The following is a 16,780-nucleotide window of genomic DNA, read 5'->3' as shown; positions in this document are numbered from 1 at the left end:
GCGCGCCGCTGCACCGGCGCGCGCTGCCAGGACTCAGGAATCGGCGTTGAGGGCCGCGCCGAATCCGGCCGCGCGGTGGTGCGCCAGCCGCGCCGCGCACAGGCGGATGCCCTCGACTGCCTGCGCCAACGCCAAGGCTCCGCCTTCGACGTCCTTCATGCGCGTCGCGTACTGCGCGTGCAATGCGTCCGCGTCGCCGGCGCTGCACAGGCCACTGGCCTCGAAGCCGGGCAGATGCGGCGCCCACACCGCCGGCATCTTCGCGAACAGCGTCTCGAAATTCGTCCGCATCCACGTGCGCGTGCCGTCGCGCAGATCCGGCATCTCCATCTGGGTGAGCGGAATCGACGCCGTTTCGCCGGCGCGCAGGCCGTCGCCGAGCGCAATCGCACGCGCACGCTCCACCAGCGCCGGCATACGCGCACTGCCGAGCGCATACAGCAGCTCGCGCCGCAGTCGCGCATCCTCGGTCGCCGCCAGGTGCCGCTCGATCGCATCGAACTCGCGCACGCCGCCGAGTTCGGCCGCGAGTTGCAGCGCCATGCCACGCTGGTCGGCGGGCGCGGCGTCCGGGCGCAGGGCACCGTCGCCATCGACGCCGAGCACTGCACGCCCGCGCCGGGCGAGCGCGTCGCGCAGTTCCCGCGCCGGCGGCAGCGGCGCCAGCAGGTTGATCAGATCCTGTCGCAGCAGGCTGCGTTCGTCGTCTTCGCCCGGCGCGGGGTCGAGCCCGAGCGCGTCCAGGCGCGGCCGGTAGATCGCGACCACCCATCGATCGAACGCGTCGCGCTGCGCGTCGTCCACCGGCAGATGGTCGCGCATCCACGTCAGCGTGCCCTGGCGCGGCACCGAGACCAGGCGATCCTGCGCCTTCGAAAGCATCGGCAGCGCCGCGAGGAAGCCGTCGGTAGACAACAGGCCGCTGCCCCAGGCCGCAGCGAGCGAGTCGGCAAACACGCGCTGTTCGCCGGCATCGAGCGACGCAAACGCCGCCGCGAGCGCCTTCTGGTCTTGGGCCGCCAGCGCGAAACGGTAATAGCCCGCACCCTCCGCATTCGGATGCACCCAGGCCGGACAGGCGTCTGCCTCGAGCACCATGTCGCCGCTTGCCTCGGTCAGCAAGGTGCACTGGCGACGCGTCCCGCTGCCGGCCGCGTAGCGCACGCACACCGGGAGACCCCAGCGCACGTCGGCGCTGGCGGTGGACCCGAGCGGCAGATACCGCGTCTGCGTGAGCGCCAGCGTGGCGCGATCCGCCTTGCAATGCAGCTGCGCGCGCAGCATCGGCACGCCTGGCTGGTCGGTGAAACTGGCGAAGGCCTGCTGCACGCGCGAGGCATCGTCGCTGTGCGCGGCGATCGTGCGCATCAGGTCGCCGCTCGTCGCGCTGCCGCGCGCGAACTTGCGCATGTGCAGCCGGATCGCATCGCGGAAACGCTGCGGCCCCAGATAGTTCTCGAACATCGAAAGCACCGCCGCGCCCTTGGCGTAGGTGATGCCGTCGAACGCCGATTGCACCGTGGTGTAGTCGTGCACCGGCTCGTGGATGCGGCGCGCGGTGGCGAGGCTGTCCTCGGTCATCGCGTGCAGTCCGCCTTCGAGCAGCTCGCGCTCGACGTGGAACTCCGGCTTGAGCTCGCGCAGGATGCGCGCCTCCATCCACGACGCGAACGACTCGTTGAGCCACAGGTCGTCCCACCACGGCATCGTGACCAGATTGCCGAACCACTGGTGCGAAAGTTCGTGCGTGTGCGTGGCCCAGTACGCCTGGCGAAGCGCCGTGGGTGCGGTGTCGACACCGAGCAGCAGGCTCTCGCGGTAGACGATGAGCCCGGCGTTCTCCATCGCGCCGAAGCTGAAATCGGGTGCGGCGAGGATGTCGAGCTTGTCGAACGGATACGGCAGCGCGAAGAAGTCTTCCAGCGCCGCGACCTGGGCGGCGGTGTGTTCGAGCGCGTAGCGCAGTTCCGCGCCGCGGCCTTTGGGCGCGATGCCGCGCAGCGTCAGCGGCTCGGCGCGCACGGCATTGGGCGGGATGTCCTGCCATTCGACGATGTCCCACGGCCCGACGGCGAATGCGATCAGGTAGGTCGGCAAGCGTTCGGTTGTGGCAAAGCGCAGTTTCTTCCAGCCGTCCTGCACCTTGTCGATGCCGATCTGCGCGGTGTTCGCGACCGCGGTCTGGCCGTCGGGCACGACCAGGCTCACGTCCCACGGTGTCTTGAACGCCGGCTCGTCGAACGCGGGAAAGGCATTGCGTGCGCCGAGCGGCTCCATCTGGGTGACCACGTACGCGTCGTCGCCGACCTTGACCCGGTACGCGCCCTGCAGTTGCAGGTCGTACTTCGCACGGTACGTCAGCGTGATGCGGGCCTTGCCGGGTGCGAGTGTGGTGGGCGCGACGAGTTTCAGCACCCCGGCCTCGGCGTGCGCCACGCTGGCCTTGAGCGGCAGCGTCTCGCCGTCGGCGGTGGTCAGCGTGGCGCTGTCGATCTCGAGGTTGCGGCCGTGCAGCCAGAGCGTATCGACCGCGTCGTTCACCGCCACGTCGATCGCGACCTTGCCGGAAAAATCCTCGGCGTCTGCATCCAGGCGCAGTTCCAGCGCATACCGTTCCGGCACCACGCTGCGCGGCAGCGGACCGAGCGGCACCTCGGACACGGCGTCCGAAGCGTGCACCGCTATGGCAAGACACAACGACAGCAACACTGCAGCGGCACGGCGCATGACGATCTCCCGGTTTCGACGCAACAGCATAGCCGTCGCGCCGCGACCCGAAGCACGCTTCGACGCGATGCCCAGGCCGATTTCGCGGCTCAGAGCATGAAACCCAGATCGCTGCTGTCGTACTCGCCCAGGGCCGGGAACAAGTCGGCCAGTTCGCTCGCGCCGACGCCGAACCACGTCGCCAGCGTGGCGGCATACTGGTCGACGCCGAGCGTCGGGATGATCTGCCCGTAGCCGGCATCGTCCGGATTTCCGGACTGCGCAAGCGACGGCAGCGTGCCGTAGAAACGTCCGCCGCGCACCGCGCCGCCGACGACGAAATGGTGCCCGCCCCAGCCATGATCGGTGCCGTCGCCGTTGGTCGACACGGTGCGGCCGAAATCCGACGCGGTGAACGCGGTCACCTGCTGCGCCACGCCGAGCGTGACGGTCGCCGCGTGGAAGGCGGCGAGCGATTGCGAGAGATCGGCGAGCAGGCCCGGATGCACCTCGATCTGGCTGTCGTGCGTATCGAAGCCGCCGAGGCTCACGTAGAACACCTGGCGACGCATGCCGAGCGCATCGCGCACGCCGATCAGGCGCGCCACCTGGCGCAGCTGCGCACCCAGGTACGTGTCGGGAAACCCCGCCGGCACCGGCGCTCCGGCGAGCGCGGCGTTGACCGTCCGGTAGGTGTCGATCGCGCGCCGCGTCGCGCCGGCGTAGGCGCGCTCGAACATGTGCGCCTGCGTGCCGTCCGCGTGCAGCGCATGGAACGTCTGCACGCCCAGTTCGTTCTGGTAGTCGCCGAGATAGTCGATCGGCGGCACGCCGTACGCACCCATCACGTACTGGTCGACACTCGCACCGCGCTGGAACAGCGCCTGCCCCGAGAGCGAGATCGTCATCGGCAGCTGCGTGCCGGGATTGCCGGTGTGGAGCAGATCGGCGATGCGTCCGCCCCAGCCATCGGCATTGGCGTCGTCCGGACGCGAGGTCTGCCAGAAATTGGTCTGGTCCTCGTGCGAGAACAGTTGCGGCGGGCGCGGCGCATTGCCCTGGTAGCCGGCCTGCGTGATCGGCCCGAGCAGCGTGCCGACATTGGCGACGATGGCCGCATGCCGGTTGTCGAACAGTGCACGCAGCCCGTCCATGCCCGGATGCAGACTGCAGCCGACGATGGCGCCGTCGCGATCGCGCGCCGGCCCGCCCGGCAAGCCACCCTGCGCAGGCTGCGGCGTCAGCGGCAGCATCGCCGCCTGGGCCGACGACAGCGCCAGCGCCGGACGCGATACCGCATACTGCGCGTAGTGCGGTGCGCTGTGCGGCACCACGGTATTGAAGCTGTCGTTGCCGCCGAACAGGTAGACGCAGACCAGCGCCTTGTAGTCCGGAAAGACACCGCCCCGTACGCGCGTGGCGGCGGCGACGAGCTGCAGGTTGCCGAGCGCGCCATACAACCCGGCACCGCCGAGCGCGGAGTGGATGGCGCGGCGCAGGAAGGTGCGACGGTTCACGTGTCGGAGCATGGCGGCGATGTCCGTGCGCTATTTCTGGATGGCGAATTCGGGCGACGTCAGGATCAGGTACAGCGCCTGCTGCACCCGCCACAACAATACGTCGGGCGCACCGCCGTCCTGCCCGGGAATGCTGTCGGGCGGCGTGCCGTCGAGTCGCGCGATCAGCAGGTCGCGCATGTAGTCCGACATGCCGCCCGACAGCAGCAGCAGATCGAGCCGGTCGACGAGCGCCGCCGGATCGGACGCCAGCGATTTCAGCGCGGCGTAGTCCGACAGCATCTCGCTCGGCACCGGCGCACCGTTCTCCCACGCATAGCTGTAGCGGCTGCCGACGTAGAACAGGAACAGGCGAAACCCCAACGCATTCGGCGCCGACACCAGCTGCGTGTCGGTGGCGATCTGGAACTCCGGCGACACCAATCCCGCATCGCGGATCTCGCCCGGCTGCGCGAACGTCGGCTTGAAGAAATTGAACACCGACGGCGCGCTCAGCGGCAGCTGGCCGTAATCGTCGGGAAAGCTGTAGCGGAACACGCGGCCGTTGACCGAGCGCGCATCGGTGGCGCGCCACAGCCGCACGATCTTCAGGATCGGCTCGCGCATCTTGCCGAAGGTATCGGGCGCGTCCAGATGGCCGGTGCGGGCTTCGTCGTCGAGCAGCAGCGCCCGCACCACGGCGCCCAGATCGCCGCGCTCGCCGCTGCCGTCGTCGTCGAATACGGCGGCGATGCGCTGCACGTAGGCCGGCGACGGGTTGCTCGTGACCAGGCGCTGGATCAGATGCTTCGCAACGAACGGACCGACGTTGGGATGGTGGAAGATGGTGTCGAGCGCGAACTCCAGTTCCTCGCGCGCGTCGCCGCCGGCGGCCAGCACGATGTGGCCGCCCGGTGTCTGCGGCGTGTAGTCGAGCAGCAACTTGTCCTCGCTCGTGTCGTGGAACGCTTCCACCGGCTGCATCGGTTGCCGCCACGGCGGTTCGTCCGGATTGCCGGGCGCGCAGTCGCCGTAGTCGGCGACGGTGCAGCCGGCGAAGTTCCAGCCGGTGAAGACGTGGGCGAAACCGCGCACGACGTTCTGGTCGTAGGTCGGCACCGGATGGCCGCCGACCAACACCGGCGTGCCGTCCGGATGCAGCAGCTGCAGGCCGATCGAGAACAGCTGCAGCACTTCGCGCGCGTAGTTCTCGTCGGGCCGGATGTTGAGCGCGGCGTCGGATTTGCGGTTGCCGAGCATGCTGAGGAAACGGCCCATCGCCGGGTGCAGGGTCACCGCTTCGAGCAGCTCGCGATAGTTGCCGAAGGCATGGGTGGCGAGCGTGTCGTTGTAGTGCGCGAGCGCCCACGGCTGGAAGGTGAGCGCGGCGTTGCGGTCGGACACCACCATCAGCTCCGACAACGCGAACGCGACGCGCTGACGCAGCTGGTCGTCGTGCGTCAGCAGCGGGTTGCTCGGATCCGGCGTCTGCGCGGCGTGGATGAGCCAGGCTTCCAGACGCTGGCCCTGGTAGACGCCGTTCTCGCCCGCGGGCAGCGTGGCGATGTAGTCGAGAAACGGCGCCTGCAGCGACATGCCGGCGGCGAACTGCGCGTCGAGCCACGCGTCGTAGCCCACCTCGCGCAGGTGCGCGATGTCGTCGAGACGGCCGCCGAATGTGGCCTGGTCGAGGAAACGCGCGGCCTCGGCATCGCTGTCGGGGCGGTCGATGCTGCGTTCGAAGCCGCTGGCGAAAATCGCCGGCAACGGGCCGGCATGGGCGACTGCGACCGCCAACGGGCACGCAGCGCACGCCACGAAGACGCGGCGCCACGCGCCCGATCGTCGAACTGTTTCGCGCATCGTCCGCTCCGTCGTTCAGGCCACTGCGCGTCCGCCACCGCTCCCCGTGCTGCGGTGGTCGGCGTCCGCGCCCCGGCGCGGTGTGGACAGTACAGCAATGTCACGCGCCGGGCTTGCCTTGGGGGAAACGCTGTCCCGCGGAGTATCGCGACATTTTTCGCCTCGCGCGCAAGTGTGCTGCGCATGAGGTAACGACGTTCGACGCAGTGGTCGCGAGGCGTGCAGGCGCCCCCCTTCCGCCTGCCGGCACCTTCCCCCGCATGCGGGAGAAGGACTGCTTCGTTGCACCCTTTCGGATGCTGTCATGTTCTCCGCATGGAGAAGGACCGCTTCGTTGAATCCTTTCGGATGCTGTCATTTTCTCCGCTTATGGAGAAGCACTGCTTCGTTGTACGCGTTCGGAGGCCGTCATTTTCCCGCATGTGGGAGACAGGGCGGCTTCGATGAACGCCTTCGGATGCCGTCACCGTGCAGGTCGCGACAGCGCAAAACGGAGAAATCCCTTCTCCCGCGAGCGGGGGAAGGTGCCGGCAGGCGGAAGGGGGCGATGTTTTCCTGAACCTCCGTAACGAACGCCCACGCACGAACCACGAACAGATGCACCCCCATCCACCTCCCCAACCCGGACGGCAGCTGCGCACCGTGATAGGATTTTTCGATCGAACTGGAGATATCGATGAATCTGCGCGATCTCCGCTACCTCGTCGCGCTGGCCGACCATCGCCACTTCGGTCGCGCGGCCGAGGCCACGTTCGTCAGCCAGCCCACGCTGTCGACCCAGATCCGCAAGCTCGAAGAAGAACTGGGCGTGACCCTGATCGAACGCGCCCCGCGCCGCGTGATGCTGACCCCTGTCGGCCGCGACGTGGCCGACCGCGCGCGGCGCATCCTTGCCGACGTCGAGCAACTGAAGGAAACCGCGCGCCGCAGCACCGACCCCGAAGCCGGCAGCGTGCGCCTGGGCATCTTTCCCACCCTCGGCCCCTACCTGCTGCCGCACGTGGTGCCACCGATCCGCGCCCGGTTTCCGCGCCTGGAACTGCTGCTGGTCGAGGAGAAAACCGAAGAGATCCTGCGCCAGCTGCGCGAAGGCCGGCTCGATGCCGGCATCCTCGCGCTGCCGCTGCACGACGACCGGTTGCACGTCGAGTTCCTGTTCGAGGAGCCGTTCCTGCTGGCCGTGCCGCGCTCGCACCCCTTCGCGAAGCGCGACGCGCTCGCCCTCGACGAACTTGCCAGCGAAAGCTTGCTGCTGCTCGAGGATGGCCACTGCCTGCGCGATCAGGCGCTCGACGTGTGCCACATGGCCGGTGCCGGCGAAAAGTCCGGCTTCCGCGCCACCAGCCTCGAAACCCTGCGCCAGATGGTGGCGTCCGGCGTCGGCATCACGCTGCTGCCGATGCTGGCGGTGCAGCCGCCGGTGCCACGCTCCACCGACATTCATCTGCTGCATTTCTCCGATTCGCAACCCAGCCGCCAGATCGCGATGGTGTGGCGCAAGAGTTCGGCGATGGGCGACTTCCTCGAAAAACTCGCACGCGTGCTGCAGACGCTGACGCCGGTGCTGCTCGCACCGGACCCGGCACCGCCGGCACGGCGGCGACGGCCGTCCGCCGGCGTGCGTGCGGACTGAGCGGGCGCCTGCCGCTCAGGTGCAGGACGCGATCGCGCGCTCGAGCTGCGCCGCGCTGACCGGCTTGCGCAGGAACGCCGTCATGCCCGCCGCGTGTGCCATCGGCTCGGCCTGCGGGTCGGCGCGCGCGGTGAGCGCGATCAGCGGAACGGTGTGGCCGCGGGCGCGGAGCAGGCGCGCGAGGTCGAGACCGTCGATGCCCGGCAGATCGAGGTCCAGGAACGCAAGATCGATCGGGTGCAGGTCGAGCTCGGTGAGCGCGGCGAGGCCGTGCGACGCGTGGATCACGGTGTGGCCGAGGGCGTCGAGCAGGCCGCGGACGACCGCGGCGACGGTGGCGTCGTCTTCCACCAGTAGGATCGTGCGGGCCGCTGCGGGCTGCGCCGGCGCGGCGGCGGGCGCACCCGCCGCGGGCGCGGGCGCCGGTGCGTCTGCCGCCGGCGCGAGCGGCAAGCGCACGCGGAAGGTGCAGCCCTCGCCCGGCGCGCTTGTGACGTCGATGCGCCCCCCCATCGCGGCGGCGAGTTCCTGGCAGATCGCAAGGCCCAGGCCGCTGCCGCCGTAGCGCTGCGCGGTGGCCGCGCCGTCGGCCTGCTCGAAGCGACGGAACAGGCGCGCGCATTGTTCGGCGTCCAGGCCCGGACCCGAGTCGCGCACCACCAGCGCCACGGTGCAGGGCGCGTCGGCGGCGCGCAGCGCGATGTCCACACCGCCGCGTTCGGTGAACTTGATCGCGTTGTTGCCCAGGTTGAGCAGGATCTGGCGCAGGCGCAGCGGATCGCCGTCGACGAAGCGCGGCGCATCCGCATCGATGTCGACGCGCAGCGCCAGCGATTTGCGCTCGGCCAGCGCGCGCAGCAGATCGGCGACATCGCGCACGAGCAGATGCAGATCGACGCGCTCGCGCGCGAGTTCGAGCTTGCCGGCCTCGATGCGCGCCAGATCCAGCGCATCGTTGACCAGGCGCAGCATCAGCTCGCCCGAGCGCTGGATCGCATCGGCGTAGTCGCGCTGGCGCGCGTCCAGCGGTGTGCGCAGCAGCAGTTCCGTCATGCCGAGCACGCCGGTCATCGGGGTGCGGATCTCGTGCCCCATCGTGGCGAGGAAGGTGGTTTTCGCGTCCGATGCCTGCAGCGCGAGGCGACGCTGCTGGTCGGCAAGCTCGGCCGCGTGGCGACGAGCGACGCGGCGACGGTAGAGCCACGCCAGTGCGAGCAGCAACAGCGCCGCCGCGGCGACGTAGCCGAACCACGCCCAGCCCGTGGCCCACCACGCCGGCAGCACGCGCACCGGCACCTGCAGCGGCGACGCCGACCACACGCCGTCCGCATTCGCACCCTCCACCTGCAGCACGTACTCGCCGGTGGGCAGCTGCGAGAACACGCGTTCGCCGCTGGCACCGACCTCGATCCAGTCGCGCTCGTAGCCGAGCAGGCGGAAGCGGTAGCGGTTGGCCTGCGGATCGACGAAGGAAAACAGCCGCGCCTGCACGTGCAGTTCGCGGTCGTCGTGGCGCAACGCGGCGGGCGCGGCGGGATCCAGCGGCAACACCGCGCCGTCGCGGCGCACGTCGATGCGCTCGATCGAAAGGCGCGGCGGGGCGGTGTCGGACTCGATGCGCCGCGGCTCGAACAGGACCACACCCTCCATCGTCGGCGCGACGATGCCGCCGTCGCGCAGCCGCAGCGGCGGGTTGCTGGAGAATTCCTGGTTGGCCAGCCCGTCGCGCACGCCGTAGCGACGCAGGGTTCCGCTGCCCGGCACGTAGTGCCAGAGGCCGCGCGCGCTCGTCATCCACAGGCTGCCGGCCGGATCGATGACCAGGCCGCCGACCTCGAGCGCGGCGAAGCCGTCCTTCGCGTCCACACGCCGCAGCAGGTGCAGGAATCCCTGCCGCAGTTCGAACTGTTCCAGCGCACCGAGGCGTTGCGTCCACACCGTGCCGTCGGGCGCGAACGCAAAGCCGAACACGCGCTGCTGGGGCGAGCCCGCGACACGCTCGAAGCGCCGTTCGCCGGCGTCGAAACGATGCAGGCCGGCCTCGCCGCTGATCCACGTCGCGCCGTCGGGGCCGAACGCGATGTCCTCGGTGTCCGGCGCAGGCACGCCCGTGTCGGGACCGGCGAGCCACGTGCCGAGCACCCGCCCGGCGCTGTCGCGCTGCTGCAGGCCGCCGCCGTTGATGGCGAGCCACAGCGTGCCGTCCGGTGCGCGCTGCATCAGGTCGATCGTGCCGCCCGGCGGCGCGTCGGCGCTGCCGTCGGCGGGCCAGTGGTGCAGCGCGCCGCTGGCGGGCTCGTACCGCGTCAGGCCGTCCTGGTAACCGATCCACACCGCATCGCCCGCGGCGAGCACAGAGCGCAGCACGGGATTGGGCAGCGCGGTCTGCGGCGTGGCCAGATGGCGTTCGACCCGGCCGGCCGTGTCCACGCGTTCGAGCAGGCCCTCGTCCGCGACAAACCACAGGCTGCCATCGTCGGCTTCGCTCGCGCCACGGATGCGGTCGGCACCGAGGCCACCGGCCGCAGACGGGCCCCTGCGCAGCGCGGAAAAATTGCGCCAGCGCGGCGGCACGTGCAGCAGGCCGATGCCGGGTGCGGCGAACCACAGACCGCCCTCGTGGTCTTCGAGCACATCGAACACCGACACCGGCCGCACCGTGCCGAACGGCTGGCCCGCGCCCCACACCGCGCGCGGCGCGGCGCCGGGTGCGTCGGCCAGACTCACGCCGCTGCGCGTGCCCAGCCACAGGCTGCCGCGCCGGTCGCGCAGCAGCGCGGTCACGCCGGCCTGCAGCTGCGCCCCGGCCGGCGCGGCCACCGGCAGGCGACGCTGGCCGTCGAAGCGATCGAGCCCGGCGCGCGTGCCGATCCACAGCGCACCACCCGCATCGTTCGCGAGGCTGAGCACCATCGCCGCGGTGCCCGCCTGCGGCGACGGCACGGTGACGAACGCATCGTCCTCGAACCGCTGCAGGCCCGCGCTGGTGCCGATCCACAACACGCCGGCAGCATCGAACCCCAGCGCGAGAACGTGATCCGCGGCGAGGCTCGCGGCATCGGCGGCATCGTGACGGAAGATGGTCACCGCATCGCTGTCCGGCACGTAGCGGTAGAGCCCGCCGCCGTAGCCGCCGAACCACAGGGTGCCGTCCGGCGCCGAGGCAATGGCCCACACGTCGGCCAGCGCGAAGCGCGCGTCGTCGGCGGCGCGGAAATGGCGGAAACCGCCGCGGTCCGCGCCGAGCAGGCTGATGCCGTGGCCTTCCACGCCGATCCAGACGCGATCCTGCGCATCCACGTGCAGCGTCTCCACCACGTTGCCCGGCAGCGACGCGGGGTCGTCCGGATCGTGCTGGTAGAGGCGGAACGCGACGCCGTCGTAGCGCGCCAGACCATCGGCCGTGCCGACCCACAGGTAGCCGGCGCGGTCCTGCGCGAGCTTGTTCACCGTGCGCGACGGCAGGCCGTCCTCGGTGCCGACCACGTCGAACAGCGGCGCCTGCGGCAGCGCGGGCAGCGCCTGCACCGCGCCGCACAGCAGCAGGCCGAGCCCGGCCATCCACGCGGCGATGCCTTGCCTCATCGTTGCCACTCCTGTCCGAATCGTCCCGATGCGTCGCGCCCGGCCCCGTTGCACGGTGCGCGCCGCATCGTCGCATCCCCCGCAGCGTGGCGCAGCACACCGGTGCGCCCTGCCGCACGTTATTGCCTAGACTAGGGCCACATACGCCCCACCGCCGCAGCGAGGCTCATGGCCCGACCCAGTCAACCGCTCCGTGTGCTGCTCGCGCTTGCGATCGTCGTGGGCGTGGCGATGCTGCTGATGACGCTGCTGCAGGCCACCGATGCCGCTCTCGCCATCTGGCAGCGACTCGACGCGATGCCTGCGTGGATGCGCTACGGTTTCCTCGCCCTGCTCGCGGCGCTCGGCCTCGGCGCCGGCTGGGGCGTGTGGCGGCTGCTGCGCCCGCGCGCGGCCCGCGCGCCGCGCGCGCAGCCGCTGGACCGCAACGCCATCGAGCAGCGCATCGCGCGGCTCGAACCGGACGTGGCGCCTGCGCGCATCGCGCGCGACGAACTGGCCGAGCTCGATCGCCGCCGCGCGGCCGCCACGCTCGACGTCGCGCTTTTCGGCGACATCTCCAGCGGCAAGAGCAGCCTGCTGCGCGCACTCGCACCGGACGCGACGAGTGCGGTGGGCGTGGTCGGCGGCACCACCACGGCCGTGCAACGCCAGCGCGGTGTGCTGCCGGACGGCGCCGGGCTGGTGGTGGCCGACGTGCCCGGCATCGGCGAGGCGGGCGACATGGAACACGCCTCGCTCGCGCGCGCCGAGGCCGCGCGTTCGCATGCGCTCGTGTACGTGGCCGATGGCGACCTGACACGCAGCCAGGACGGCGAACTGCGTGCGCTGGCGCACTACGGCCGTCCGCTGATCCTCGCGCTCAACAAGTCCGACCGCTACCGCGACGACGAGCGCGCCGCGTTGCTGCAGACGCTGCGCGACCGGTACGGCGCGCTCGGCGCGCGCATCGTGCCGGTGAGCGCCGGCCACCAGGAGCAGGTGTCGCGCGAATGGCCCGATGGCCGCCGCGAGCTCGTGCAACGCGAGGCGGCGGCGCAGATCGACCTGCTGCAGCGCGAACTGCAGCGCATCGCACGCGCCGACCTGGCCATGCTCGAACCCGGCCGCGAGGCGGCGCTGCTGGCGCGTGTGGACGCCGACCTCGCCGACGGCGAACGCGCGCTGCGCGAGCAGCGCAGCATCGCCATCGTCAATAAGTACACGCGGCGTGCGGTGCTCGGCGCGCTCGCGGCCGTCGCGCCCGGCACCGACCTCGTGATCCAGGGCGCACTCGCCACCGCACTCACGCGCGAGCTGTGCGCGCTGCACGAGCTCAAGGCGCGCGAGGTGGATGTCGACGATCTGCTTGCGCGCGCGGGCAGCCTCGCACGCACCAGCACCTCGATCACGCTCGCGGTGGTCGGCAACGGACTCAAGGCCTTTCCGGGGGTCGGCACGCTCGGCGGCGGCCTGCTGCACGCGGTGGCGTACGGCCTGATCTTCGACAGCCTCGGCCGCGCGCTGGCCGCGACGCTCGCGCACACCCACGCACTCGACCGCGACGCCACCCTCGAAGCCTTCCGCGAAACCCTCGCGCAGCCGGCGCGCGAACGCCTGCTCGCCATCGCGCAGATCGCGCTCGACGGCATGCGCAACCCCACCCGATCCACGGACCAGATCCCATGACTGCCCATCGTCGCACCGAGCATCGCACACGCCGCGGCCGCCGGCTTCGCGTGATGGCACTGCCCTGCCTGCTGGCCGCCGCCGGCGCATTCGCAAAGCCGCAGCACTACGAACTCGACCCGGTGCACACGCGCATCGTCTTCGCGATCGACCATCTGGGCTTCTCGAAATCGCTCGGCACCTTCTCGCACCCGAGCGGCAGCCTGTGGTTCGATCCCGACGACTGGCGCAGCGCGCGCGTGGATGTGACCGTCGACATTGCGAGCCTGGACCTGGGCGACGCGAAATGGCGCGAGCGCATGTTCAAGCGCGACTATTTCGATCTCGACGACCATGCCCAGGCGCGCTTCGTTTCGACCGCCGTCGAGCCCACCGGCGACACCACGGCCCGCGTGCACGGCAACCTCACCCTGCGCGGCACCACGCTGCCGCTGTCGCTCGACGTCACGCTCAACCGGCATGGCCGCAACCCGCTGACCTTGCGCACGACGGCCGGCTTCTCCGCCACCGCCACGCTGAAACGGTCGGACTTCGGCATGGACGACAACCTGCGCACGGTAGGCGATGCCGTCGAGTTGCGCATCGAGGTCGAGGCATCGCGCAAGCGCGCAACCCGCGACGAAAGCGACGACAATCCCGCCACGTCCTCCCCGCACACCGCCACGGAGCCCGCATGACACTGCGCAACACCGACCAACGCTGGGGCTGGGTCAGCCAGGCCCTGCACTGGACCATCGCCGTGCTGATCCTCGGCATGGCCGTGCTCGGCTTCCTGCTCGACGAAGTGCCAAAAAGCCCGAAGTATTTCTGGGTGTTCGACCTGCACAAGTCCACCGGCCTCACCGTGCTCGCGCTGATGCTCGTGCGGCTCGGCTGGCGGCTGTGGGCCGGTGCGCCGCGCCCGGTGCCGGGCACGCCGACATGGCAGGAATGGATCGCAAGGCTCACCCACTGGGCGATCTACGCGATGGCGTTCCTGATGCCGATCTCGGGCTGGCTGTACGATTCGGCGAGCGGTCTGCGCGCGCTCACCTGGTTCGGCCTGTTCACCGTGCCCAAGCTCGCCGCACCGGACCGCGACCTGCGCGGCCTCGCGCACGACATGCACGAGACCGGCATCTGGATCCTGCTCGCGCTGCTGGCCGCGCACATCGGCGCAGCGCTGTATCACCACTTCGTCGTGCGCGACCGCACCCTCGTGCGGATGCTGCCCGCCTCCTTCGAACCCAAGCCACGGGACCCTGCCGCATGAACCTTCGAACCGCCCTTGCCGTGCTGCTGCTCGGCGCCCCGCTCCCGGCCTTCGCGGCCACCGCGTGGACCACCGACCCGACCGCCTCCACGCTCACCTTTGCCGCGAGCGCCGACGGCGAACCGTTCACCGGCACCTTCAGGACATTCGAGGCGACGATCGTCTTCGATCCGGCCGACCTCGCCGGCTCGTCGTTCGACGTGAGCATCGACCTGACCAGTGCCGACAGCGGCAACGCCGACCGCGACGAGACCCTGCAGACCGCCGAATTCTTCAACACCGAAACGCAGCCGCAGGCGCGCTTCAAGGCCGCCGAATTCATCGCCAGCGCACCCGGCAAGTTCACTGCCAACGGCACGCTGGAACTCAACGGCGTCAGCAAGCCGGTCGCCCTGATGTTCACTTGGACAGCCGACGCGACGAAGGCGACGCTCGCCGGCGAGACCATCCTCGACCGCACCCAGTTCAACGTCGGCACCGGCGACTGGGCCGACGACACCACGATCACGCACGAGGTGGTGGTGAAGACCACGCTGCAGTTGACTGCGAAGTAGTCGACATCGTGCAGGACGTCCGCGTTTCAGCCAGCCCCGGCGTATCGCCCCTCTCCCGCCGGGAGAGGGGTTGGGGTGAGGGTCCGGGCAACGCGAGGCTCTGGGCGTCGCTCAAGACGGCCGTCACGTGCTACCGATTCTGCGCGCACGCCGTCCACGCCGGCAGCAGCAACGGCGCCAACCTCATGCGCTTGGCATGGTTCGCGCGAGCCTCGGACGCTGCGTTGATCCCGAACCCTCACCCCAACCCCTCTCCCGCAGGGAGAGGGGCAGCGTCATTGACTGGAACAGATACGCGACATCCGACAAGCATTCGAGACCACGAAATGCTGAAGCCCCTCTTCCTCGGCGAGAGGGCTTGCTGCGAGGGTCCGGGCTTGCACCGTCGACCGAATTCGACAACGCCGACCATCCCGCGTGATCCCGCGGCAGTTCCGCGTAACCCTGTTCACCCGCCGCACCACCCCGCGGCAATTCCGACAGCAACGGCACTCCCACATGTCCCTGCGTGACCGCTGGCGCAAGCTCACCGCGCGCCTGCGCGGCACGGACGCAGCGCACACCGCGACCGGCACCAACCATCTCGACCAGGCCGCCGGCAGCCTCCGCGCGCTGCTCGACGACCCCTCCATCCCTGCCGCCGTGCGCGACTCGCTTGCGGCCGACTACGCACAGGTCGAATCGATGCTCGACAAGATCGAGCACGGCCACATCCATCTGGCCGTGTTCGGTCGCGTCAGCGTCGGCAAGTCGGCGCTGCTGAACGCGCTGCTCGGCCAGCGCGCGTTCGACGTTGGCGTGCTGCACGGCACCACCACGCAGGCCAACCTGCTGCGCTGGCAGGAGGCGGCCGCCGACGGCGTGCACCTCATCGACACGCCCGGCATCAACGAACTCTCCGGCGAGCAGCGCGAGAAGCTCGCCTTCGATGTTGCCGGCCGCAGCGATCTGGTGCTGTTCGTGGTCGATGGCGACATGACGTCGGTCGAAGTCGACGCGCTGAAGACGCTGTCGGCCACGCAGCGCCCGATCGTGCTCGCACTCAACAAGGCCGACCGCTACACCGCCACCCAGCGCGCGGAGCTGCGCGCGCGCCTGGTCGAGCACGCGCGCGGCAGCGTGCGGCCGGAAAACATCGTCGAGGTGATGGCGCTGCCGAGCGCCGAGCGCGTGCTGCAGGTGCAGCCCGACGGCAGCGAGCGCGAGCTGCTGCGCGAGCGCCCGATCGATGTCGCCGCGCTGCAGGATCGCATCTTCGCGATCCTCGATGCCGAGGGAAAAACGCTCGCCGCGCTCAACGCCGCAGTGTTCGCGGGCCGGCTGTCGGACGAGGCCTGCAGGCGGCTCACCACGCTGCGCCGCGAACTCGCCGAGCGCGTGACGCGCAGCTACTGCCTCGCCAAGGGCGTGGCCGTTGCGCTCAATCCGATCCCGGTCGCCGATCTGCTCGCCGCCGCCGCGCTGGACGTGGCGCTCGTGATGCACCTGTCGCGCATCTACGGCCTGCCGCTGTCGCGCAGCGAGGCCGGGCGCCTCATCGCCACGATCGCCGCGCAGCTCGCCGCGCTGATGGGTGCGATCTGGGGCGTGCATCTGGTGGCGTCCGCGCTCAAGGGCGCGAGCGCGGGACTCTCGACCCTCGTCACCGCCGGTGCGCAGGGTGCACTGGCGTGGTATGCCACCCTGCTCATCGCACGTGCCGCGGAGCGCTACCTCGCGCAGGGCAAGAGCTGGGGCGAGCTCGGACCCAAGCGCGTGGTGCAGGACATCGTCGCCGATCTCGACCGCGATTCGGTGCTGCGCGAAGCGCGCGCGGAGATCCTCGCCAGGTTGCGCGACCAGCCCTAGCAGCCTGTTGAAAGCGGGCTGTTGAAAGCGGCCTGCCGACGCGGCGATGAATGGCCGCGTCGGCGAGGCAAGTGCGCAAGCGCTCGATGCGTCGGAACCGGCGTGTCCCCGCCACGCTGAATCGCGACACGCGACAATGTCCGATTCCACCGCCCGGCGCCGTTAAACGCACACC

10 protein-coding genes are annotated in these 16,780 nt (G+C 70.4%); 6 read left to right on the top strand and 4 right to left on the bottom strand.

The features are described from left to right. Positions 1-33: 33 nt before the first annotated feature. The 3 genes from HNQ52_RS14955 to HNQ52_RS14945 form a co-directional block, all read right to left on the bottom strand. On the bottom strand, positions 34-2,727 hold the full coding sequence (locus HNQ52_RS14955; RefSeq protein WP_183961985.1) for a M1 family metallopeptidase: 2,694 nt from the start codon (positions 2,725-2,727) through the stop codon (positions 34-36). An 89-nt stretch (positions 2,728-2,816) separates the two neighbouring features. After that, on the bottom strand, positions 2,817-4,235 hold the full coding sequence (locus HNQ52_RS14950) for a DUF1501 domain-containing protein (protein ID WP_183961984.1): 1,419 nt from the start codon (positions 4,233-4,235) through the stop codon (positions 2,817-2,819). An 18-nt stretch (positions 4,236-4,253) separates the two neighbouring features. Further along, positions 4,254-5,969, bottom strand: coding sequence for a DUF1800 domain-containing protein (locus HNQ52_RS14945; protein ID WP_183961983.1), 1,716 nt, complete (start codon positions 5,967-5,969; stop codon positions 4,254-4,256). 772 nt (positions 5,970-6,741) lie between these two features. Between HNQ52_RS14945 and oxyR the strand changes: the two genes are divergently transcribed. Next, positions 6,742-7,698, top strand: coding sequence for a DNA-binding transcriptional regulator OxyR (gene oxyR, locus HNQ52_RS14940; protein WP_183961982.1), 957 nt, complete (start codon positions 6,742-6,744; stop codon positions 7,696-7,698). 15 nt (positions 7,699-7,713) lie between these two features. Here the strand turns inward: oxyR and HNQ52_RS14935 are convergent, their stop codons facing one another. Beyond that, positions 7,714-11,283 (bottom strand): hybrid sensor histidine kinase/response regulator, encoded by a 3,570-nt coding sequence (locus tag HNQ52_RS14935; RefSeq protein WP_183961981.1) that lies wholly within the window; start codon positions 11,281-11,283, stop codon positions 7,714-7,716. 168 nt (positions 11,284-11,451) lie between these two features. Here HNQ52_RS14935 and HNQ52_RS14930 point away from each other — a divergent pair, with 168 nt between their 5' ends. The 5 genes from HNQ52_RS14930 (at position 11,452) to HNQ52_RS14910 (ending at position 16,605) form a co-directional block, all read left to right on the top strand. Beyond that, the gene (locus tag HNQ52_RS14930) at positions 11,452-12,951 is read left to right on the top strand and encodes an Era-like GTP-binding protein (RefSeq protein WP_183961980.1); all 1,500 of its coding nucleotides are present in this window, start codon (positions 11,452-11,454) and stop codon (positions 12,949-12,951) included. Beyond that, positions 12,948-13,628, top strand: a complete 681-nt coding sequence (locus HNQ52_RS14925; protein WP_183961979.1) for a YceI family protein — start codon at positions 12,948-12,950, stop codon at positions 13,626-13,628. The genes HNQ52_RS14930 and HNQ52_RS14925 overlap by 4 nt, the downstream gene beginning before the upstream one ends. Further along, entirely contained in the window at positions 13,625-14,203 is a 579-nt protein-coding gene (locus HNQ52_RS14920; protein ID WP_183961978.1) for a cytochrome b, read from the top strand. Before HNQ52_RS14925 ends, HNQ52_RS14920 begins: the two co-directional genes overlap by 4 nt. Beyond that, positions 14,200-14,757, top strand: coding sequence for a YceI family protein (locus tag HNQ52_RS14915; protein WP_183961977.1), 558 nt, complete (start codon positions 14,200-14,202; stop codon positions 14,755-14,757). Before HNQ52_RS14920 ends, HNQ52_RS14915 begins: the two co-directional genes overlap by 4 nt. A 498-nt stretch (positions 14,758-15,255) precedes the next feature. Then, the gene (locus HNQ52_RS14910; protein WP_183961976.1) at positions 15,256-16,605 is read left to right on the top strand and encodes a GTP-binding protein; all 1,350 of its coding nucleotides are present in this window, start codon (positions 15,256-15,258) and stop codon (positions 16,603-16,605) included. The last annotated feature ends 175 nt before the right edge of the window (positions 16,606-16,780 follow it).

Origin of the sequence: Chiayiivirga flava (assembly GCF_014202825.1) — a bacterium.
Taxonomy (GTDB): domain Bacteria; phylum Pseudomonadota; class Gammaproteobacteria; order Xanthomonadales; family Xanthomonadaceae; genus Chiayiivirga; species Chiayiivirga flava.
This window is presented reverse-complemented; position numbering and strand designations above follow the sequence as displayed.